This is a genomic window from Pseudocalidococcus azoricus BACA0444, assembly GCF_031729055.1.
GTDB lineage: Bacteria > Cyanobacteriota > Cyanobacteriia > Thermosynechococcales > Thermosynechococcaceae > Pseudocalidococcus > Pseudocalidococcus azoricus.
Map to the genome: position 1 here is coordinate 180,110 of NZ_JAVMIP010000004.1, position 20,996 is coordinate 201,105.

A 20,996-nucleotide genomic window follows, 5' to 3' on the forward strand; every position below is an offset into this window, starting at 1 on the left:
GTAATTGTATTTTCAGCTTTTTTGTCGAATAAGTTGAGAAATTATATTTCCTCTTAGAATTCTGCTGCTCCTATCATTACTAGCTTGTAAAGCAGACTTGTAATATCTTACAGCATCCCCATAATCACTAGTTTGCCCAGAAGCAACTAGCTCCACAGAAGCATAAAACCTATCAAGGTTCGCACGCAGAATTGTCACATCTAAATTTAGTAAATCTTTAAAGATAGCTCTATGTATTTCAACAAATAAGGTGTAAAAATCTGCTTTTTTATATATCCTTGAAGAGTTGTCAAAATTCAATCTGTCAATAAATGATAAAACCGTATTAAATTCATCTAATAAGTGTTCACTATCAGGAAACTCTTCATTGTATTTGTCTAAATAAAATTCAAGTTCATTGTCACGATTAAAATATGTACTTATAACCGTAATGATCAAGCCCAGGCAATACTTGACATCATTCATTCTCTTAATATCACCGGCAGTAAATATTCTATGTTCATCAAAAAAATCCAACATTGAGACCTTCTCTGCAAAAGCCTTTAGCTCTCCACCAAAGCGAGCATTGTGAAGCTCCATGGCATTCAACCCGTAACTAGCAGAGTTAATGCGCTTAAAGACCTCTTTGATGTCGTCTAGTGGCATATTGCCCATATCTCGAACGACTACTTTGTATTCTAAGAACTCAATTTGCCGATCTTCTTCCAAGTCTGAATATGACGGAATGCTATTTCCAAGTTTGATATCAGGAGATCCTTTGAAGTATTGGTATAGAGTCGTAATTCTCTGTTGCCCATCAACCAAAACTTCCGCACCTTCACCAGTTTTAGGATCTACCTTGCCAGCAGCTATATATATTTCTGGGAAAGGGTATCCTTCAAGTACAGTTCTGATAAATTCAACTTTATCTTTATTTGTCCAGACTAATCTACGCTGAAAGTCAGGTTGAGGAATAAGAGTCGAGTTTCCGATTGCAGTTAGTAAAACTCTAAGTCGTCTATTTGAAGCTGATGTATCCATTAGCTAACCTCTTGAATACACTGGTCTATACATATCATTTGATATTGCTGAAGAAAGAAGTGTGAATAATATAATCCTGCCCTAATCTTATACGGGCCATACTTATTGCTGCTTGTTAGGTCATTAAAAAATTCCACCATTCCTTTGAAAATTTAAAGTATTCACTGGAAGGTAGTTTATCTGGACGAATCCAACCTTCCGAAAGGTACTGAAAAAAGTGCCTGGATTTTGGCCAATCTGCCTTACTTTTCTTGAATAGAAAAACATCTTCCCAAACTTTTTCAAATAAAGTCCTAGAGACAACTGCTAGATCAATATCTGAGTCATCATTGAATAAACCAAATCTTCGATCTCGCTTGAGGCTGAACCCTAACTTTCCTGAGCCAACTAAAATTACATCACTAAAGTCTACAGAGAATTTTTCGCAAACCTCTTCACGAAGTTTGTAATGTTGATCATGGTTGAGAGCGTAACTCGTACCACCAAGTACATACTTTCGGTACACTTGGAGACTATTCAGAATATGAAGGTCTTGCTGAAACTCTTCTATCATCTCTAAACATTTTCAAATATTTACGAAATATTGTATGACTACCTATTTGTTGCGCTAGATATTTTACCCAAAAGGGGTGTTAAGACATTCAAGCTAAAAATCAAGTTTCTATCCGAACTTATTATAAGGACTGAAAAAATTTCCACCTAATACCCTGTATATGGAAATCAGCTGGAAACTTCACCTTCATAAGTGCGAGATGAGACTAGCGTCTGGCCAGTTTTTTACTCACCTTCCGCAGACGAATTGATTGGGGTGTAATTTCCACTAACTCATCCGGGCCAATGTATTCCAACGCCCGCTCTAAGCTCATGTCAATCGGGGCCTGCAACTGCACCAATTCATCCCCTGTCGAAGAACGGAAGTTAGTCAACTGTTTGGCTTTGCAGACATTCAATTCCAAATCTTGGGGCCGGTTGTGTTCCCCGACAATCATGCCTTTATAAACTTTGGTTCCGGGAACAATAAAAAATACGCCCCGATCTTCGGCATTTTTCATCGCATAAAAGGTGCTGACTCCCTCTTCAAAGGCAATCAACACCCCATTGCGTCGCGCCGAAATGTCTCCAGCCAAGGGCCGATAGTCCAAGAAGCTGTGGTTCATGATTCCGTCACCCCGAGTTTGGCGCATAAATTCCCCCCGAAACCCGACCAGGCCCCGCGCTGGAATCACAAACTCTAATTGGGTGCGACCATTTCCGCCCACCTGCATATCCTGCATTTCCCCCCGGCGTTGGCCCAAGCGTTCAATACAACCCCCCACCGCTTCTTCCGGCACATCTAAAACTAGGCACTCAAACGGTTCACAGGGTTGGCCACTCACTTCCCGATAAATCACCTGAGGCTGAGACACTTGGAATTCATAGCCTTCCCGCCGCATCGTTTCAATCAAAATTCCCAGGTGCAATTCACCCCGGCCTGAGACCGCAAACCGATCCGGAGAGTCGGTTTCTTCAATCCGCAACGCCACGTTGGTTTCCAATTCCCGATAGAGCCGATCCCGCAACTGCCGCGAGGTAACAAATTGCCCTTCTTGGCCGGCAAAGGGGGAATCATTGACCGCAAACGTCATTTGTAAGGTCGGTTCATCCACTTTGATCAGGGGCAGGGCCTGGGGTTCGTTGGGACAGGTGATGGTTTCGCCAATGTTGGCATCTGCAAATCCGGCCACGGCCACAATGTGCCCCGCTGAGGCGGTTTGCAATTCGACCCGTTTTAAGCCGTCAAAGCCCAAGAGTTTGGAAATTTTGCTTTTGACAATTTTGCCGCCATCCTGCACCAGCGCGGCCTGTTGTCCCATGGTGATCGTGCCGTTGTGGATTTTGCCAATCACGATCCGACCCAAATATTCGGAGTAATCCAAAGTGGTGACTTGCAACTGGAGCGGTTTATTGGGATCGCCCACGGGCGGGGACACATGGTGCAAAATTGCATTGAACAGGGGCTGCATATTATCGCTGTCGTCTTCCAGCTTGTCCTTGGCAAACCCGGCTAACCCCGAAGCAAACAAATAGGGAAATTCACACTGGTCATCATCAGCCCCCAGTTCTAAAAACAAATCCAAGACCTTATCAATCGCTTTGTACGGCTCGGCCTGGGGACGATCAATTTTGTTGACGACGACAATCGGGCGCAACCCTTTTTCTAAGGCTTTTTTCAAGACAAATCGAGTTTGGGGCATTGGCCCTTCGTTGGCATCGACAATCAGGAGACAGCCTTCGACCATCCCTAAAACTCGCTCCACTTCACCGCCAAAATCCGCGTGGCCGGGGGTATCGACAATATTGATCAGGGTGTCTTTGTAGCGCACCGCCGTGTTTTTGGCCAGAATCGTAATCCCCCGTTCCCGCTCCAGGTCGTTGGAGTCCATCACACAATCGGGAATGTCTTCTCCCTCACGAAATGTCCCGGACTGACGCAACAAGGCATCAACAAGTGTAGTTTTACCGTGATCAACGTGGGCAATGATCGCAACATTCCGAATGGGCAGACTCATAAAAGTATCAAAAACTGTGAGTAGGTGAGAGTGAGGGCCGGATAGCCAGAGATTGAGAAATCCGCAACGATTAGCCACAAACCTTTACAATCTTACACCATAGCTTCTCCCTTCGCTGAACAATAACTTGGGACGGAGAAGTAGGCAGTAATAGCTTAGGCAAAAAGTCAAGACGCTGTGGCTATGCTCCTTGAAAGTTCTTGAGCCAGGCTTAAAATTCATTGAGATAGGGAAGGACTGACAGGAAAGCCAGCCAAATTTATCAAGTTATCTTTAACTGGTTGAATCTGAGAGATGAGATTTCTGATTTTGGATACAACTAAATAATATCCAGAATACCGATGATTGAAAGTCCTAGATGGATGGCTTCTTGTCGGCCCAAACGTTTATCAACGAGCAGATTATCTGCCGGTAACGCAAGGAATAAACTTATAAAGCTTGCTTCTTGGGTATCAAATTTTGATTTATTCTGAGGCGGTTTGGCAGCCCTTTTATCGAGGGAGTCAGGTCTATTCAGTCGTATGGAGAACGTTGTTTTTAGGATTGACGAGATGTAGAAGTTTTTGTTTGATTTGGGTGTCGTAAACATTCCACTTCAGCTTGGCATATTCGGGATTAGCATTGAGGCCCGCCAAAAAGCCCACCGGAATTTCAAACCCACCGGCCTGGGAACGTCCCCCGCCAAAGAAACGACCCTGACTATCTTGGCCAAAGGCTTCTTTAATAAATTCATCGGGATCTAGGGTAATTTTAGTTGTCCGCAAGGAACCCACGATTAACTCCACTTCTTCATCTTCGTCATGCACCAGGCCATAGACTACGGCGGTATGAACATTCTCCTCAGTCACGAGGAAGTCGGCAGCTTGGGGAATGGCATCCCGGTCTTCGTAGCGTAGATAGCCCACACCCGCAATCAGAAAGTTATTGTGAATCGAGCGATTTTTTAAGGATCGTTCAATCACATCCATGACCTGCTTGGAACGATGGGATAGTAATACCGTATTTAGCAATTGGCAATCACAAAACTTGCTCAAATAGGCAGCGGCGAGAAAATCTTCTTCGCGGGCCTGTTTTAAACAATCGGTATCTGAGCGCAATCCATGCATTAAAGCGGTGGCACATTTGACATGGTCGGTTTTACTACTATCCAGTTGCAGTAGCCCGGCCTGGAGGTATTGGGTCAGGATGGTGGCGGTGGCTCGAATATTGGGACGAATATCCGTAAATTCAGCCGTGAGGTTGTCCTGGAGGGCATGGTGATCAATGATGGCAATGGCGGGTAGGTTAGCTTGTTTGGCAATGGCTAAAAGTTGACTGGTAGTGCCTTGGTTATCCACCAAAATGTAGCCTTGATAGATACTAATGTCCCGTTGATCCTTACCCTTGGCCTGGGGATTCCAGCGAATCAGAGGCAAGTTGGTTAAGCGAACTAGCGTGATATTTTCCTGATGGCTTAAGGCTCCGGCATAGGCAATGTCACATTGAATCTCATACTTTTCGGCAATCATCCGCAAGGCCCAGGCCGAGGAGAGGGCATCGGGGTCAGGAAAGTCTTGGAGAATGATCAGTAACCGTGACTGCCGATGATGCTCTAAAACTTGCTTTAAGGCTTCAATTCGCTGGTCTGTGGGGCGTTCAATGGGGCGAACTGGGGTCGGGGTGGGGGGAAGACCGTTACCATTAACCGTTATCGTCCCGTTGCCATGACCGTGGGTTAGGGTCGGTTGGTTAACGTCCGGTGGACTGACTGGAGTGGATAGGATTACATCTGATTCGATTAGGTCTGAGACATCCAAGGTGCTGCTTTGCATGGTTAATTATTGTAGGCAAAAAATAATGAAATAGCAATCATGCCCGAAAAATAGCCTAATTAAAGATGAGGTTATCATTGTCCCACTAAATCTGAGCCGGGCCGACCCCCAATGCTGATCTTCGCAGATATTTTTTAATTTGACATCCTCTTTCCCCATGTCCCCTTTTTTATTACGCCGTTTTCCCCCCCAGGCCTGGGGCCAATTCCTTTTAATCCTGCTCCTTTGTTGGCCGAGTTATTCCGTTTGGGCCGCTCCCACCACGACTCCGATGATTCAAACCATTAAAGGCAGCCGCGATGCAAATTTCCAACAGTGGGTTAAGCAACTGGCCCAGGCCCAGGTGATTTATTTAGGCGAAACCCACGACCGCCCCGCCGACCATCAGGCCCAAATGGAGATTATCCAAGCTCTATTGCAAAAAAAGCCAGGGATTGCTCTCGGCCTGGAGATGTTTCAGCGGCCCTTCCAAGGGGTTTTGGATCGCTATCTGGCCGGTCAACTCACCGAGGTACAACTTCAGGAGGAGAGTGAGTATGCCCAACGCTGGGGATTTCCCTGGTCATCTTACGCCCCCGTTTTACGCTTGGCCAAAGAACATCAACTCCCTGTGCTGGCCTTGAACACCCCCACAGAAATCACCCGCCAAGTGGCCCGGAATGGGCTGGAGAGCTTAATTTCTACCGATTTTACCTATATTCCCCCCTTAGAGGCGATTGATCTGACGAACCAGGCCTATCGTCAACGCCTGGCCGAGATTTTCCAGGCCCACCACCAAGGCCAAAGCCACAGTTTGGATTTAGATCGCTTTTTCCAGGCCCAAGTCCTTTGGGATGAGACGATGGCAGCGGTGATTGCCGATTACGTTAAACAACATCCAGAGAAAACCCTGATCGTTTTGGTTGGCCAAGGACATTTGCATTACGGTGATGGGATTCCGCAGCGGGTACAACGGCGACTAGCGACTATGGCTCAATTTCGACAAGTGACGGTACTACTAAATCCTGATCCGGGCCTGGCCTGGCAATCTCCCACGGATCAACCCATTGCGGATGTGCTTTGGTATTCCCAGTGATAACTCCCGATAATTGTCTCCATCGAGTAAACAGAACTCAGATCGCGACCTGGCCTGGAAAAAGTGGACAGAGAAGTTAAGTGGAGCTTCCTGCCGATTACGCTAAAGGAAGAGTTGAAACGATAAGCTCATCAGGAACAAAGTCTTCCCACTCTAACTGATTCAAATGAGTCACAAGGTCATCGTATTCATCAGTGGATAACCAAGCCTCAATCTTAATGGGGTGCTTAGTCTGTCCTGCTTTTGTAGCCCTTTCCACAGCCACGTCAGCTAGATAATTAGCACGCTCAAGAGGATACTCAGGGACTGTAGTTGACATCGTTACTTCACCCTCGGAAAACTAACCCGACCATTGGGACGAATCGCAACAACAGGGCTACCAGGCAAGCTCAACCAGACAAACCAAGTACCAGATTGAGGATAAAAAGTGTCTCGGAAAATAATGTCAATGGCCTGGTAGGCTTCAAATACTAGCAACTGAGAATCAGTAGGACTCAAACCAAACCCTTTCTAACCATATCTAAAAAGCTTGAGATTTGCAAATTATAGTCATTTCGCGAGGGAATGAAACACAAAAATATTAGAAACCTTTACAACTGGTATCTTAGAATATCTCTGTTTTGGCAGAAATGACTGTATTAGGTTGAGTCTAAGGAGCCACATCTGAGTGCAAAAAGTCACGGGTAATCTTGACAATCCGCCCGGCCGCTTGCCCATCCCCAAAGGGGTTAATTGTATTGGCCATTGCCCCATAGGCCTGTGAATTGCTCAAAAGTTCGGCCGCAGTCGCTTGGATGATTTCTGGATTAGTCCCCACGAGTTTGGCGGTTCCGGCTGAGACAGCTTCTGGGCGTTCCGTAGTTTCCCGCAGGACTAAAACAGGTTTTCCGAGGCTGGGGGCTTCTTCTTGGAGACCGCCGGAATCTGTAAGGAGTAAATAACAGCGTTGAATGGCTGCGACCAGTTGGGTATAGTCCAATGGCTCCGTCAGGAAAACGCGGGGATGATCACCAAGGGCCGCTTGCAGGGGTTCCCGGACAGTCGGATTACGATGCAGGGGTAGCAACAGAGCCGTGTCGGGAAAGTTTTCCAGAATGCCTAAAAATCCGGCTGCAATATCTGTCAAGGGCGCGCCCCAATTTTCCCGCCGATGAACAGTGGCCAAAATAACTCGATGGTTTTCCCAGGCCAGGCCTGGAATGGGGCAATCAGGATTTTTCCCGGCCACCTGCAAGAGAGCATCAATCACCGTATTTCCCGTATGATGAATCGCTCCTGTCACCCCCGATTTCTGGAGATTTTCGACCGCCAGGCCGGTGGGGGCAAAATGTAGCTGGGCTAATTGGGAAATTAAGCGGCGATTAGCTTCCTCTGGGTAGGGATTGAACAGATTATCAGTCCGTAAACCCGCCTCAACATGGCCAACCGGAATTTGCTGATAAAAAGCAGCTAGGGTCGCAGCAAAGGCCGTTGTCGTATCCCCTTGGACAATCACCAGTTTGGGTTGATGCTCTTGATACAGCTTTTCCAGGCCCTGCAAGCTGCGACAGGTAATTTCCGTCAAGGTTTGTTTTGGCTGCATGATCTCTAAGTCCTGGTCAGCGGCCAAGTTAAACAACCCCATTACCTGCTCGACCATTTCCCGATGTTGCCCCGTCAACACAACTTGGGTTCTAAAGTCGGGTTGTTGACGAAAGGCTTGAATCACTGGAGCCAGCTTAATTGCTTCCGGCCGAGTTCCCAAGGTAATACAAATTGGAATGGTTGACATGGATAGTTTCTGTTGAGGCAGCCGTAACGGGGTCAGAGATTAGAGTCACACCAGGCCAGTTTAACGTGATTACTCCCCATCCCCCGCACCACTCCCTAGGGCAATCAATCATGACGATAAGCCCTTTGATGCGGTCAGTCAGTCCCGCTGGAGAATGGCTGTAGTATAGTGGGGATATTAAAGCCTAAATACAAACAAATCTTTCCCTCAAAGCTGTCACCTGCCGACCTGACACCCCAGAATTACAATCCATTCACATCCTAAAAACCCTATGACTACTGAAACTGTAACCAAACCGGCAACCCAACCCCAAAAGGGAATTCTGATGACAGATTCTGCCCTTGCCCATGTCCTCGAATTACGGGCCAAACAGGGACGGGATTTATGTTTACGAGTGGGAGTCCGTGGGGGGGGATGCTCAGGGATGTCCTATACGATGGATTTTGAAGACCCCAGCAATATCCGTCCCGATGATGAAGTCTATGACTACGATGGCTTCCAAGTCGTCTCGGATCCCAAAAGTATGCTCTACATCTATGGCCTGGTGCTGGATTACAGTAATGCGTTGATTGGGGGTGGGTTCAAGTTTACCAATCCCAATGCCAGTCAAACCTGTGGTTGTGGGACATCCTTTGCCACTTAATGAGTCAATAAAGGGTATATCAAGTAAATCAAGGCTCACAAAACAGTTGCCAAGGCCTGTTCAATGGTTTCGATATATTCAGCTACGCCATATAAGCGGTAGGCAATTTGGTCAATCTCATGGCGAATTTCTAGTTGTCTTAGGCTAATTGCTTCAATATCTGAGCGGCCAACACTTTGATTCACTCGCTTTTCAAGAAGATCTAAAATGCGTAAATTATTAAACCGATCCAGATCAAAATAAGGGAGTTTAATTACATTCAGGACGCTATGAATCAAATTTTCTGAGGTTGAGGATAATTTTTGTTTGCGCCGAAATGTAGAATCAAATTCTGTTAAATAAATTAATTGAGCCAAAAGATACCGTCTCAAGTGGGTGTTAGAAATTTTAACTTGCAATAACTCTACCCAATTACGATTACCGTCACGCCAGTCTTCCTCATCAGTTACCTCAGCCCAAATTATCAATCCATCTGCTTTGGGATCAACTCGAAACTTTAATAAATACCCTTCTTGATTGGGAATTGGACTTGACCAGGCCAGATCAGAAACATAATCCCCAAGCAAATCAAAGTATAAATTTAATGGTTTTTCTTGATGGGGAAGCGCAGTAGATTGGGCATGATAAGCCATAAGAATTTGATAGCGATCTTGCCAGGCCTGATGGGCTTCTCGACCTAGACGAACTAAGGCTTGATAGTTAGGGTTATTATCTGGATCTGAGATGACTGGAATTGGCAGATCACCGACTTGATTTTCAAAATATTCAAACATCCCCTGGCCTGTTAATTTACCAATACCCCCCAAGCAGCGGTAACGAAACTGAATGACTTTAGAATTTAGTAATGAGCATAAATAAAATAGATCATTTAGTGAAGCACCCTCTTCCTTGATAAATGCAGCCACATCACTCTTAAATCCAATCGTTCCATATTCATCAACAAAAAACTTATTTGAACTACACCGACGTGGAAATATTATTTTTGCGTCTCTCATGCCATATCTGGGACGATGCAAGTGATACCAATTATAATGGCTAGTAACATTCTTAAAAACATCTCGATTTTCTAGTTCTACTTTGTGCGAATTAAGATACTTTTTTATGGACTTTGGTAAATCATCCCAATCTGTTTGGTGAGTATAGTAAAGTATCTGGGTTTGGAGTTTTTGGCAACCATAACAATCAATTAAAGATCCGGCAACGCGATCTAACAAGAAATCCTTTGGAAATCTGTCTTGAAATTCTCCTTCAAAAATAGAGTCCCGGCCTGATGTAATCCCTTCAGTATAGCTGACTAGATTCGATTCTCTAATTTTTACTCCATGTTCATCTATGAGTCTAAAAATATGAATGTAAGGAGATATTTCCCAGCGAGCATTAGATAATTGAGATTGAGAAATATTTGTTTTTACAACAATACTAGAGGGTAATAAGTCAATAGGACGATCAAGTAGTTGCTTGGCTTGATTTAAGTTCAAAATGTTTAAGCTATTTACAAAATGACTAGACTCAGGCAGTAATTTCTGAATTTCAAGAATACAAGTCGCGATCCCTGCATTAAATACTTTGTTTCCAAGGAAATCTATGATACTGATGATTTTGGTATGAGTTCTTAAAAAATCTCGTAATCGTTCGGATTTATCACCTTGGATAAACGCACGGGAAACAATAAAACTAAGATAGCCATCAGATCTGAGTAATTCAAAGCCCCAGCGAATAAAGTAAAATAAAATGTCAGTCTTGTCTGTGTAAATATCACTATAAGCAAATCGTAACCAATCTAACTCCAACGCCCCTCGTCCAAAAGTTGCATCCACATTAAAATAGGGCGGGTTTCCAATCACCACCATAAATCCTTGCTCACTCTCAGGGCGGTGGCAGTCAAAGATATGGGGAAATTCTACAGGCCAGTTAAAGGGTCGCTTAATCACCACATCGCCAAGAGCAGTTTCGAGGCTAACTAAGTCTGTTTTTAATCGAGATAATTCATTCACCGTCCAATTGGGAAGATGCTGTTCAACCCATCGTTCGTAAATAGCGGTCGCAAGCTGGCCTGGACGGATAAACTCACGGATTTTAGCTAATTCTTCTGGGTTTGCGTCTCGTTTTTTAATAACTTTTACGGCTGACTGAATACTGGCATCACTGGCAAAGAAATAAGCTAAAACCGGGTTAATTTCAGCGTTAATATTGTCAATAATTTTCTCCAAATCTTGGGCGGCTTGATTACGTTGGGCATCGGATTGATTTGGATCGCGGGCAATATTGGCTAAATCCCTGGCCTGGTTTAAGTCTGATTCAAACGGCTCTAAGCTAACAGGTGCATGAATTAAACTATCTCCAACTCGAATATTTAAAGTTAAAGCGGGTAAACGCGAATAAATTGATCCATTACGTCTGCCATATTCCCCAGGCCTGGCTCGTAATAAACGTGTCCACAAGGATAATTTTGCCAATAATACCGCTTGTGGGTCTCGATCAACGCCATGCAAAACCTTTACTAAAATCAGTTCTTCAGGATTAACTAGCGGTTGTGGAATTGCATGATTAAATAAATCAAAGTTATCAGGAAGAGAAACAGTAGTACAGGCCTGGTTGTAACGTTTTAATTCGCCTAGTAAATAATCAAAAGCTCCTAACAAAAATGATCCCGAACCACAGGCCGGATCAATGACTGTAATCTCTAACACTTCACTAGCGACTGTATAGGCTAATTCAAACTCCTTAGTCTGTAAATGCTCAATGGCCTGGTCAATTTTTAGTTTAACTAGGGGCTGAAGAGTTTGATAAACAATTCTACGAACAATATAGTCAGGCGTATAAAAGATTCCTTCCCGTTTGCGAGTCTGTTGATTCTCTAGAACTTTCACTAAATCATCTACTAGAATTAACTCATGGGCCAAAAATTGCTCATAGGCAGTTCCGAGAATATCCTGCGTCAGAGTCGTGAAGTCATAATTGTAAAGTGATCGATAATCAGTCAATGTTCCTGTAATCTGCCATAACCTTCCTTCTCTGGGGATCGCATTCAAAACAATAATGGGTTCTAAATAATCAATTTCGATAAAAAGTTCATCAATCCATGACCGTTGAAACAATTCAGTGTTGTAACCCACCCAGGTATTATAAAAAGCTCGCCTTAAGTCTTCAATAAACGGTAAGTCTGGAAAGGTTTGCTGCCAGTTATGATAAACCCGTCCCAAATAGTTAAAAGGCATTTCTCGACTAAATGCTTCTAGAAGGCGAATCAACAAAAACCGATTCAAAATGACCTGAGCTGCTTCTCGTACTTTTTCTAGACCCAGATTTGGTTGTGACTGTCTAATGCCATTGGCTAAAATCACCCGCCATACTTTCAAATCGGCTAAGAATCTGGCCCCCAGTTCTGCTCGTGTTTTCTCTGTGTAAAAAGCCTCTAATCGCTCTGCCCGCAAACTTTCCCGACTGAGACAAGCATAGAAACGCCGTACTAATTCTGGATCCTGTTGCAAATCAGCCAGCGTGAACGTCCAAAATGGCTCTCGATCTTGCAGACGCAAAACAGACCACTCGCGAAAATTAGTCAAAATAATCCATAAAACTGGCTCATCTCGGTCAATATCTAAGCTGTAATTGCGTAAATACTCTAAAACCTGTTGCTGATTCTTTGCCCAAATGTTGGTGTCTTTAATACTTTTCGCTTCCAGCATCAACTTGGGGGGGTGTCTCTTCTCAGGCAAAAGTAAATAATCAACCCAAGTCGCTGTTCCCAATAGACTGCGAATCGTTCCTTCCAATGTGCGATAGGGGGGAGTGTAACCTAAAGCATCTAAAACTGGCTCGATTAGGCGATCTTTCGTAGTCTCTTCCGGTTTTCCCAGACCTCGAGTGGCGATCAGTTCAGTGGCTATATCACACAGGGCTGCAACCGTATCAGAAAATTTCTCTAGAGACATCTAGTTTGGGGTAAGTGATGTTACGCTATACTCTGGCCAATCTCTACTTTAACCAGTTTTATCTGTCTTTATGGTGCAAAATCTTCCCCGGCCCCTAACTGGCACATTTCCCGCTACCGCCCCGGCCGCCTACCCCGTGTTTTATCGCACCTATAGTCGCCGAAATGAAGAAGGAACGAGGGAAAGCTGGCTAGAAGTTTCTCAGCGTACCTTGGCGGGTTTACAAGAATTAGGCAAATTGACCGATGCCGAGGTGGCCCTAATCGCCCAAATGCAACAGGAACTCAAGGCCTTAACCTCCGGGCGTTGGCTTTGGGTCGGTGGCACAGATTGGGTCAAAAAACCGGAAAACTTCTCGGGCGGCTATAACTGCACCAGTACCAACGTGATTGATTGGCGGGCCTTTGGCCTGATGATGGATTTGGCGATGCAGGGCTGTGGGACTGGGGCTGTTCTCGAAGACAAATATATTCAGCAACTCCCGGCCATTCGGAATCCGATCACCGTGGCAGTCATCGGCGACATTGGCAACACTCCCGCAGCCGAACGCCATGAACTGACCCAGGTTGAAATCAATGGCAATCAAGTCAATGTCAAAGTCGGAGATAGTCGCCAAGGCTGGGTCAAGTCCTATCAAACCCTTTTAGAAACCTCCACAGATCCGCAATTTACCGGCCTGGTTCATTTTGTTGTGGATATTTCTGATATTCGGCCGACGGGGGAATCCCTGAAGGGTTTTGGTGGTGTGGCCAATCCCGTAAAACTCCCGGAGATGTATCAACGCTGTGCCAATATCCTCAACAAAGCAGTCGGGCGGCAACTCAATTCTGTGGAGTGTTGTTTGCTAATTGATGAAGCGGCGGTGGTTGTCGTAGCCGGTAATGTACGGCGGTGTTTACCGGAAGATGCCCTCGTCCATACCAGCAAGGGTTTAGTGCCGATTAAAGACGTGCAAATTGGCGATTTTGTCCAAACACCTCTGGGTTTTCGGCCAGTCACAAACAAATTTGAGCAGGGTGAACAAGACGTTTACGAAATTGAGACCAACGCCACCCCGGCCCGCGCCACCCTCAATCATCGGATTGCCACCTTGGCTAATGCAACCGGAGACGTGGCCTGGAAGTTTGTTTCAGCCTTGCAAGAAAATGATCGGCTGCTGCATAATACGCAAGTCTTGCCAGGGACAGTCACCCATCTACCACCCGATTTCACCGAGTCCCGCCCCCAAAACAGCCGCAATGCCAGCGAGATTACAATTCCTGAGCTAACGCCAGACATAGCCTGGTTAATTGGTTTCACCCACGGCGATGGCTATGTCAGCTTGGGCCGGAATAAACATGACAAACCCTTTGGGGCGATTTCTTGGGCCTATAACAGTCTGGATTCTCAACTGGCTGAACAAATCCATGCCAAAATCAACCGTGCTCTAGCTCTCTTTGGAGTCCAGGCCAGCCAGCAGCAAATTGAAGGCGAAAACACCCTCCGCTCGCGGGTCACCTCCATTCGCTTAACCGAATATTTCCATCGCCACATTAAACAACCGAAACAGCCGTTACGAGTCCCTAATTTTATCTTGCAAGGAACTGTTGATATCCGCTGTGCCTACTTGGCCGGATTAATGGATAGTGATGGTGCTGCCCAATGCCGGCCGCCCTATTTGCTAACAACGGTGTATCGTGAGTTTGCCCGAGAAGTGGGAGTGCTGCTTTCAAGTTTGGGAATTGCCGCCCGGATGAGCCTGACAAAGCCACAAGCAGAAAATTGGCAACCGAAATATAACCTCAAACTCCCGGCCCTCAAGGCCCGCTATAACAGTTTGATTGCGACCCATTCCCTCAAGGGTGAAATTCGCCAAGGGTTAAAAACTCACGGCTATACGATTCCTGGGGCGATGATGCGGCAGACCTATACCTACAGCCAAATGCGCGGCATGGGGTTTGAAGGCAGCCGGACAACAGATGCTAACTATGAAACCTATGTCGCTCAAGCCGATATTAGCCTCGATATTCCGGTGACAGTGCGGGGCCTGGGGAGTTATGACCATGTAGCCACCTACGACATTGAAGTGGCTGAAGCCCATTGTTTCTACTGCGATGGTTATCTCACCCACAACTCGGCGGGGATGCGTCAGGGCGGGAATAATGATCCAGAATTTACGGCGGCAAAACAAAACCTCTGGCAACAGGACGAAAACGGCAACTGGCGGATTGATCCCGAGCGGGACTCCCTGCGGATGGCCAACCATACCCGTGTCTTTCACCGCAAACCCAACTTAGAAGAAACTACGGCCGCTGTCCGTCAACAGTATTATTCCGGGGAAGGGGCGATTCAATGGGCCGGGGAAGCGGTGGCGCGGGCGAATGCGGATTTGCTAACTACACCGGAACTCAAAAAAGCCTTTATCCAGGCCTACGATCAAGGGCAAGCTAAAGAATTCTTAGAAAAATTAGACCCCAGCCAGTCCCAAACTGAACTAGAACATCGGCTTGGTCGTTATGGTTTAAATCCTTGCGGGGAAATTATTGGGGCGGATTTTCATTGTAATTTGGCGGAGATCCACTTAAATCAGCTTGATCCCAAAGATACGAAATCCCAAGAAAAAGCCTTTAAAGCTGGGGCCTTATCCGTTGCGGCTCTTCTCAATCACCAGTTTCAAGAACCACGCTATCGTTACAGTCGCGAAATTGATCCGATTGTCGGCGTGTCCTTTACCGGCCTGTTTGATTTCTTTGTCCAGGCCTTTGGGGTGGAGTGGTTGAATTGGTGGGCAATAGGCCGACCCGATACGGTGCAGGGGCTTGATTTCAAAGATAAAGAAGCGGCTTACCTCAATCAGTGGCGAGATATAGTGCATCAAGCAGTCTGGGATTACTGTGATCGTCATGGATTACGTCGCCCCAATCGCTGTACAACTGTGCAACCGGCGGGGACAAAATCTCTCCTCACAGGCGCGTCCCCAGGTTGGCATCCCCCCAAAGCCCAACGCTTCATTCGCCGGATTACCTTCCGTAAAAATGACCCCGTTGCCCTGGCCTGTTATGACTACGGCTACAACGTCATTCCTTCCCAATCGGATAAAGATGAGACCGGCAATCTCCTCAATGATCCCTTCGATCCCCGCTGCACCGAGTGGCTGGTGGAAATTCCGGTCGCCGTTTCTTGGGCCGATATTCCCGGAGCCGATCAGGTGGATATTTCCCAGTTTTCAGCCCTAGCCCAATTTGACTTCTATATGCAGGTGCAAACCCACTACACCCGCCACAATACCTCCGCCACCATTGAGTTACGGGAAGCAGAAGTTGAGCCACTGGCCCAGGCCATTCACCAGGCCATTGACCAAGACCGAGGCTATATTTCGGCGGCCCTCTTAGCGCGGTTTGATGATTTACAGACCTTCCCCCGCTTACCCTTTGAACCCGTGGATAAGGCCCGCTATGAAGCAGAAGTGGCAGCCATGCTCAATCGGCAACGCACCGCAGACTTTTATGGGGCCCTCCAACGATATACCCAACCGGCCATGGAAGCGGGGCCAGCGGGCTGTGATTCGGATAAGTGCATGATGCCGGAAACCAAACCCACCAACTAGGATGCCTTAAGCGTCATTGTCTGGCCCGATACTACAGCGTTACTCATTTAGGGTAAGACGGAGATAAGTGAGATCATGGTCGATGGGCAGTCTTTTTAAGATTTATGCCCTTTCAGAATAGTCTGGGTAAGGCGATGGCGAAATCTCTGCTCAAAGGAGGGGAAACTCACTGCCCTTGGATAGCTCAGGTTAGATTCCCGTGCTGGGTAAGTTGTTCAGGCCAGGCCGGATTTTGATGATCAAAAGTCTCTGGGGAACGGCAAGGCTTTGGAACAGGTTTTCCGGTAATATCAGTAAGGGATCATCCAGTGAGTATTGTCCCCTATAGCTTGTTGTAAGGATATTAAGGAAACCGTTCGCTATGAGCACTCAGCCAGATCGTGTGGTTCTAATCGGCGTAGCTGGGGATTCCGGCTGTGGTAAATCAACATTTTTGCGCCGACTGACTGATCTGTTTGGCGAAGATTTCCTCACCGTAATCTGTTTAGATGACTATCACAGTCTAGATCGTAAACAGCGGAAAGAGACGGGGATTACGGCCCTTGACCCTCGGGCGAACAACTTTGATTTGATGTATGAGCAGATCAAAGATTTGAAGAACGGCAAGTCAATCATGAAGCCCATTTATAACCATGAAACGGGCCTCATTGATCCACCCGAGTTAATTGAAGCCAATCACGTCATTGTTTTGGAAGGGTTACATCCCCTCTATGATGAACGGGTGCGCAGTCTTCTGGATTTCAGTGTTTATCTTGACATCAGTGATGAAGTTAAAATTGCCTGGAAAATCAAGCGGGATATGGCGGAACGGGGCCACACCTATGAGGATGTTTTAGCCTCCATTAACGCCCGCCGTCCTGATTTTATGGCTTATATTGACCCCCAAAAGCAATATGCCGATGTGGTCATTCAAATTCTACCCACGCAACTCGTGAAAGAAGAGAAAATTGGTAATATTCTCCGGGTGCGGATGTTACAGCGAGATGGGGTGCAGGGCTTTGATCCGGTGTATTTGTTTGATGAAGGCTCGACCATTTCTTGGATTCCCTGTGGCCGGAAGCTGACCTGTTCCTATCCGGGAATTCGTTTAGCCTATGGTCCCGATGAATATTACGGTCATAGTGTTTCTGTTTTGGAAGTAGATGGTCGCTTTGACAAGTTAGACGAGGTCATCTACATCGAAAGCCATTTGAGCAATACCAGCACCAAGCACTATGGCGAAATGACACATTTGTTGCTGCAACATCGGGATTACCCTGGCTCCGATAATGGAACGGGCTTATTCCAGGTTTTAACCGGCCTGAAAATGCGGGCCACCTATGAACGCTTAACCGCCACTGAGCTCCAGGCCGCCCAGTTTTAAGTTACCCAAACCTGATCATCATGCCCCTTGGGTTGTTGCTGGAGTCAATGATCTGAGGGGTAACGATGTATCTATACCTGAGGTGCGTAAGACTGGATCGGCCTATTGTTTTTCAGTTCATTAACCAATTAAATAATTCCGCCACAGTTAGGTTAAATTCTGGGGCAAACAGGGGAGTTGGTAATTGGGCTTGGGGCTGCTCATAAACTTGTGTGGCTTGATTCGGTTGGTAAACAAAAACGGATTGCTCATCAGGATCAATTAACCAGCCCATCTGAGAGCCATAGTTAAGGCAAGCGAGAATATTTTTTGTGACTTTAGTTTGACTCTGATCCGGTGAGAGGATTTCAATCGTCCAATCTGGCGCGAGAGTAAAGATGTTGGCAATTCTGCCCTGCTGATTTCGGGGTATCCGTTCCCACCTAAATACGGCAATATCTGGGACGATTGAACGCTCACCAAATGTACAACGTAGCTCTGTAAAGGCTCGCGCAATCTGTTTTACTTTTAGTACTGCATTGATCGCCGCCGCTAAGTCAGTCTGAATCGCACTATGTTCTCCCTGGGGCATTGGCTTTTGGATAATCTGACCCTGAATATACTCACTAGCAGGGGTTGTTTCGGGTAGGTTTAGGAAGTCTCGGAGTGCGAGGAGTGGCAGAGATGTTGTCACCATACCCAGGCCAAGGTGAATAAAACAAACTGTCTCAATCTTACCTAAACTATCCTTACAATTTAAAATTGTCGAAAATATACGATTGTAGCTCCCCGACCGCCTTCATTTTGCGGTGCAAACTCGAACTTCTCAACCAGGGGATGATGGCGGAGATGCTCATGGACAAATTGCCGTAGTTTGCCTGTCCCATGCCCATGAATCACCCACAAAACAGACCCTCCGTGATTTAAGGCTTCATCGAGTAAAATCTCTGCGCTGGCAACCCGCTGTCCGCGAATATCCAGGGTATTGCGCTCAGTTTGTAGGGTTGGAATTGTTTCCTGGGCTTTTTCGGCCCTAACTGGGTTGGCTGGGGGAGGGGCTGTAATTTTGGCTGGGGGTTGGGGTTTTTCACCTGTTAAAGATTCAATATCAGTTAGCTTCACCGTTACTTTCATCAACCCCAGGCGCACCGCAATGGCATCGTCTTCCAGGCCAATGATTTCCCCCGTTTGTTGCAATTTAGGAATCCGAACCCGCTCACCGATTTGGGGTAGATAGCCTGGAACTGGTTCTGGGGGGGGTGGGGTATATTCAGCTTGGATTGTCTTAAGTTGGCTCTGGGCCTGGGCGGCGGCTTGGGCAGTTTGGGGGCCGGCTTGGAGTTTTTTAATGAGTTGGGCAATCTCGGCCTGGGCTTGGGCGATGGCCTGGGCAATGGTTTGTTCCTGATGCTGGCGGAGATGTTGTTCCCGTTGCCGAAGTTGCTCGGTTTTAGTCAAGAGTTCCTGGTGTAGTTTTTCTGTGGCGGCAAGGAGTTGACTGGCGGTGCTGGCTTTGGCTTCCTGTTGGCGGCGTTGGGCTTCCAGGCCAGCAATAACTTGATTGACTTGATCTTGATCCGCGGGCAGGGCCTGGGTGGCAGTGGCAATCACATCTGGGTTCAGGCCTAAGCGTTGGGCAATAGCTAGGGCATTGGAGCGACCGGGAATTCCCCACAAAAGCCGGTAGGTGGGCGCGAGGGTCTCTGGGTCAAACTCTACGGAGGCATTTTCAAACCGGGCATCTTGATATTTGAGGGCCTTGAGTTCCCCGTAATGGGTCGTGGCGATGGTGAGTTGGGCCTGGTCTGCCAAGTGGGTTAAGAGGGCGATGGCTAAGGCGGTTCCTTCACTGGGATCTGTCCCGGCCCCAACTTCATCCAATAGCACAAGGGCCGCATGATTCAGGTGAGATTGCTCCCCGAGGGCCTGGAGAATTTGGCTAATGGTGCGAATATGCCCAGAAAAGGTCGAAAGGTTTTGCTGTAGGGATTGTTCATCGCCGATATCTGCTAATACCTGTCTAAACCAGGGCAGTTCTACGGGTTCAGCCGCCGGAATCATCAAGCCAGCCTTGGCCATCAATGCCACCAGGCCCAAGGTTTTTAAGGTTGCGGTTTTCCCCCCCGTGTTGGGGCCGGTAATGGTGACAACTTTTATCGGGGGAGCAATATCAATGGTAATTGGGACGACTGTGGCCCCCTGTTCCTGTTGTTGCTGCCAAATTAGGAGGGGATGTCGTAAATTCCGCAGGTGAATCGGTTCATCCAGTTGGACAAATCGGGGGATATTGCCATTCAACCAAAGTCCATAGCGGGCCCGGGCAACGGCCAGATCCAGTTGGGTGATCATGTCTAGCCCTTGCTGCAATTCCAGAACGACTTCGGTGACTTGCTGGCTGAGGATTTCCCGGATGCGGTATTCTTCCTGTTCGGCCTGGCGGGCTAATTGTCTGAGGCGATTGTTAAGCTCAACGGTGGTCTGGGGTTCAATATAGAGGGTCGCGCCACTGGTGGAGACATCATGAACAATCCCCGGGACAGCATCGCGTTGGGGGGCTTTCACGGGTAAGACATAACGCTCGGCCCGCTGGGTGATGACAGTATCTTGGAGGGCGGTATGTTTGCGGTGGATTAGCTGCTGGAGTTGTTGGTGAATTTGCCCGCGAATTTGTTGTTGGTGTTGCCGGATTGCCCCTAACTGAGGGCTAGCCCGCTCGCTAACTTCACCTTGTTCCGTAATACACCGATGGATTTCTTGCTCCAGTTGGGGAAAGGTGCGTAAATCGGCCAGAAGGGCCTGGAGTGCGCTGAGGTCGGCATAGCTATCTACAACGCGGCGTAAGTTCCGGCTCCCGGCCTGGGTTTGGGCAATCTCTAATAATTCCGCTGGGGTGAGGACTCCTTGGTGAGCGGCACGGTCTAAACCGGAGTGAATATTTTTGATCTGGCTAAAGTCTAATTCCCGTAAATAGTAGGTGCAGAGTTTATAGGCATCTTCAGTTTGAGCTAGGAGTTGTTGAGAGGCCAATAGGCTGGAGGCTGGTTGCCAGGCCTGGGCCTGTTCGGCTCCCAATTTAGTCGAGGTAAACGTTGCCAGATGTTGACATAGCCGTGGCCAGTCTAAACGTGATTGTGTTTTGCGCTCCAGGTGGTGGTTGATGGCCCGAAAACTTGTTTCTAGAGATGGTGAGAATTCTGGCAACTGTTCTAGCCCTAGCTCCAAACTCCGCTCTTACTAGATTAACGTGATCGGCAAAAAAGACTG

14 protein-coding genes are annotated in these 20,996 nt (G+C 47.0%); 4 read left to right on the forward strand and 10 right to left on the reverse strand.

The features are described 5' to 3' along the window. Window positions 1-12: 12 nt before the first annotated feature. The 4 genes from RIF25_RS06960 to RIF25_RS06975 all read right to left on the reverse strand — a co-directional run bounded on the left by RIF25_RS06960 (window position 13) and on the right by RIF25_RS06975 (window position 5,380). Window positions 13-1,020, reverse strand: coding sequence for a DUF262 domain-containing protein (locus tag RIF25_RS06960; protein WP_322877823.1), 1,008 nt, complete (start codon window positions 1,018-1,020; stop codon window positions 13-15). A gap of 115 nt (window positions 1,021-1,135) precedes the next feature. Beyond that, a complete protein-coding gene (locus RIF25_RS06965) occupies window positions 1,136-1,573 on the reverse strand; it encodes a hypothetical protein (RefSeq protein WP_322877824.1) in 438 nt (145 codons plus the stop codon). Window positions 1,574-1,778: 205 nt separating this feature from the next. Next, entirely contained in the window at window positions 1,779-3,569 is a 1,791-nt protein-coding gene (gene typA, locus RIF25_RS06970; RefSeq protein WP_322877825.1) for a translational GTPase TypA, read from the reverse strand. Between the two features lie 509 nt (window positions 3,570-4,078). Further along, window positions 4,079-5,380: a DHH family phosphoesterase gene (locus RIF25_RS06975; RefSeq protein ID WP_322877826.1), complete on the reverse strand. Its 1,302-nt coding sequence runs from the start codon at window positions 5,378-5,380 to the stop codon at window positions 4,079-4,081. A gap of 157 nt (window positions 5,381-5,537) precedes the next feature. On the opposite strand from RIF25_RS06975, the gene RIF25_RS06980 reads away from it, so the two are divergent. Next, a complete protein-coding gene (locus RIF25_RS06980; protein ID WP_322877827.1) occupies window positions 5,538-6,455 on the forward strand; it encodes a ChaN family lipoprotein in 918 nt (305 codons plus the stop codon). A gap of 97 nt (window positions 6,456-6,552) precedes the next feature. Here RIF25_RS06980 and RIF25_RS06985 read toward each other — a convergent pair whose 3' ends face one another. From RIF25_RS06985 to wecB, 3 genes are all read right to left on the reverse strand, one after another. Further along, window positions 6,553-6,774, reverse strand: a complete 222-nt coding sequence (locus RIF25_RS06985; protein WP_322877828.1) for a hypothetical protein — start codon at window positions 6,772-6,774, stop codon at window positions 6,553-6,555. Window positions 6,775-6,776: 2 nt separating this feature from the next. Beyond that, a complete protein-coding gene (locus tag RIF25_RS06990; protein ID WP_322877829.1) occupies window positions 6,777-6,953 on the reverse strand; it encodes a hypothetical protein in 177 nt (58 codons plus the stop codon). A gap of 151 nt (window positions 6,954-7,104) precedes the next feature. Then, window positions 7,105-8,226 (reverse strand): non-hydrolyzing UDP-N-acetylglucosamine 2-epimerase, encoded by a 1,122-nt coding sequence (gene wecB / locus RIF25_RS06995; RefSeq protein ID WP_322877830.1) that lies wholly within the window; start codon window positions 8,224-8,226, stop codon window positions 7,105-7,107. Window positions 8,227-8,497: 271 nt separating this feature from the next. Here wecB and RIF25_RS07000 point away from each other — a divergent pair, with 271 nt between their 5' ends. Further along, the gene (locus RIF25_RS07000) at window positions 8,498-8,869 is read left to right on the forward strand and encodes a HesB/IscA family protein (protein ID WP_322877831.1); all 372 of its coding nucleotides are present in this window, start codon (window positions 8,498-8,500) and stop codon (window positions 8,867-8,869) included. A 35-nt stretch (window positions 8,870-8,904) separates the two neighbouring features. Here the strand turns inward: RIF25_RS07000 and RIF25_RS07005 are convergent, their stop codons facing one another. Then, window positions 8,905-12,804, reverse strand: coding sequence for an Eco57I restriction-modification methylase domain-containing protein (locus RIF25_RS07005; RefSeq protein WP_322877832.1), 3,900 nt, complete (start codon window positions 12,802-12,804; stop codon window positions 8,905-8,907). Window positions 12,805-12,874: 70 nt separating this feature from the next. Between RIF25_RS07005 and nrdJ the strand changes: the two genes are divergently transcribed. Together nrdJ and RIF25_RS07015 are read left to right on the forward strand one after the other, a co-directional pair. Then, window positions 12,875-16,390 carry a ribonucleoside-triphosphate reductase, adenosylcobalamin-dependent gene (nrdJ, locus tag RIF25_RS07010; RefSeq protein WP_322877833.1) on the forward strand — a complete coding sequence of 1,172 codons (3,516 nt, stop codon included), beginning with the start codon at window positions 12,875-12,877 and terminating at the stop codon, window positions 16,388-16,390. Window positions 16,391-16,751: 361 nt separating this feature from the next. Next, on the forward strand, window positions 16,752-17,753 hold the full coding sequence (locus RIF25_RS07015; protein ID WP_322877834.1) for a phosphoribulokinase: 1,002 nt from the start codon (window positions 16,752-16,754) through the stop codon (window positions 17,751-17,753). Between the two features lie 112 nt (window positions 17,754-17,865). Here the strand turns inward: RIF25_RS07015 and RIF25_RS07020 are convergent, their stop codons facing one another. Together RIF25_RS07020 and RIF25_RS07025 are read right to left on the reverse strand one after the other, a co-directional pair. Next, window positions 17,866-18,429 carry a Uma2 family endonuclease gene (locus tag RIF25_RS07020; RefSeq protein ID WP_322877835.1) on the reverse strand — a complete coding sequence of 188 codons (564 nt, stop codon included), beginning with the start codon at window positions 18,427-18,429 and terminating at the stop codon, window positions 17,866-17,868. Between the two features lie 59 nt (window positions 18,430-18,488). After that, the gene (locus RIF25_RS07025; protein WP_322877836.1) at window positions 18,489-20,933 is read right to left on the reverse strand and encodes an endonuclease MutS2; all 2,445 of its coding nucleotides are present in this window, start codon (window positions 20,931-20,933) and stop codon (window positions 18,489-18,491) included. Between the last annotated feature and the right edge of the window lie 63 nt (window positions 20,934-20,996).

Bases quoted from the DNA above. Each gene is read 5' to 3' on its own strand.
- RIF25_RS06960 (WP_322877823.1), bottom strand. From the start codon at position 1,020: ATGGATACATCAGCTTCAAATAGACGACTTAGAGTTTTACTAACTGCA.
- RIF25_RS06965 (WP_322877824.1), bottom strand. From the start codon at position 1,573: ATGATAGAAGAGTTTCAGCAAGACCTTCATATTCTGAATAGTCTCCAA.
- typA (WP_322877825.1), bottom strand. From the start codon at position 3,569: ATGAGTCTGCCCATTCGGAATGTTGCGATCATTGCCCACGTTGATCAC.
- RIF25_RS06975 (WP_322877826.1), bottom strand. From the start codon at position 5,380: ATGCAAAGCAGCACCTTGGATGTCTCAGACCTAATCGAATCAGATGTA.
- RIF25_RS06980 (WP_322877827.1), top strand. From the start codon at position 5,538: ATGTCCCCTTTTTTATTACGCCGTTTTCCCCCCCAGGCCTGGGGCCAA.
- RIF25_RS06985 (WP_322877828.1), bottom strand. From the start codon at position 6,774: ATGTCAACTACAGTCCCTGAGTATCCTCTTGAGCGTGCTAATTATCTA.
- wecB (WP_322877830.1), bottom strand. From the start codon at position 8,226: ATGTCAACCATTCCAATTTGTATTACCTTGGGAACTCGGCCGGAAGCA.
- RIF25_RS07000 (WP_322877831.1), top strand. From the start codon at position 8,498: ATGACTACTGAAACTGTAACCAAACCGGCAACCCAACCCCAAAAGGGA.
- RIF25_RS07005 (WP_322877832.1), bottom strand. From the start codon at position 12,804: ATGTCTCTAGAGAAATTTTCTGATACGGTTGCAGCCCTGTGTGATATA.
- nrdJ (WP_322877833.1), top strand. From the start codon at position 12,875: ATGGTGCAAAATCTTCCCCGGCCCCTAACTGGCACATTTCCCGCTACC.
- RIF25_RS07015 (WP_322877834.1), top strand. From the start codon at position 16,752: ATGAGCACTCAGCCAGATCGTGTGGTTCTAATCGGCGTAGCTGGGGAT.
- RIF25_RS07020 (WP_322877835.1), bottom strand. From the start codon at position 18,429: ATGGTGACAACATCTCTGCCACTCCTCGCACTCCGAGACTTCCTAAAC.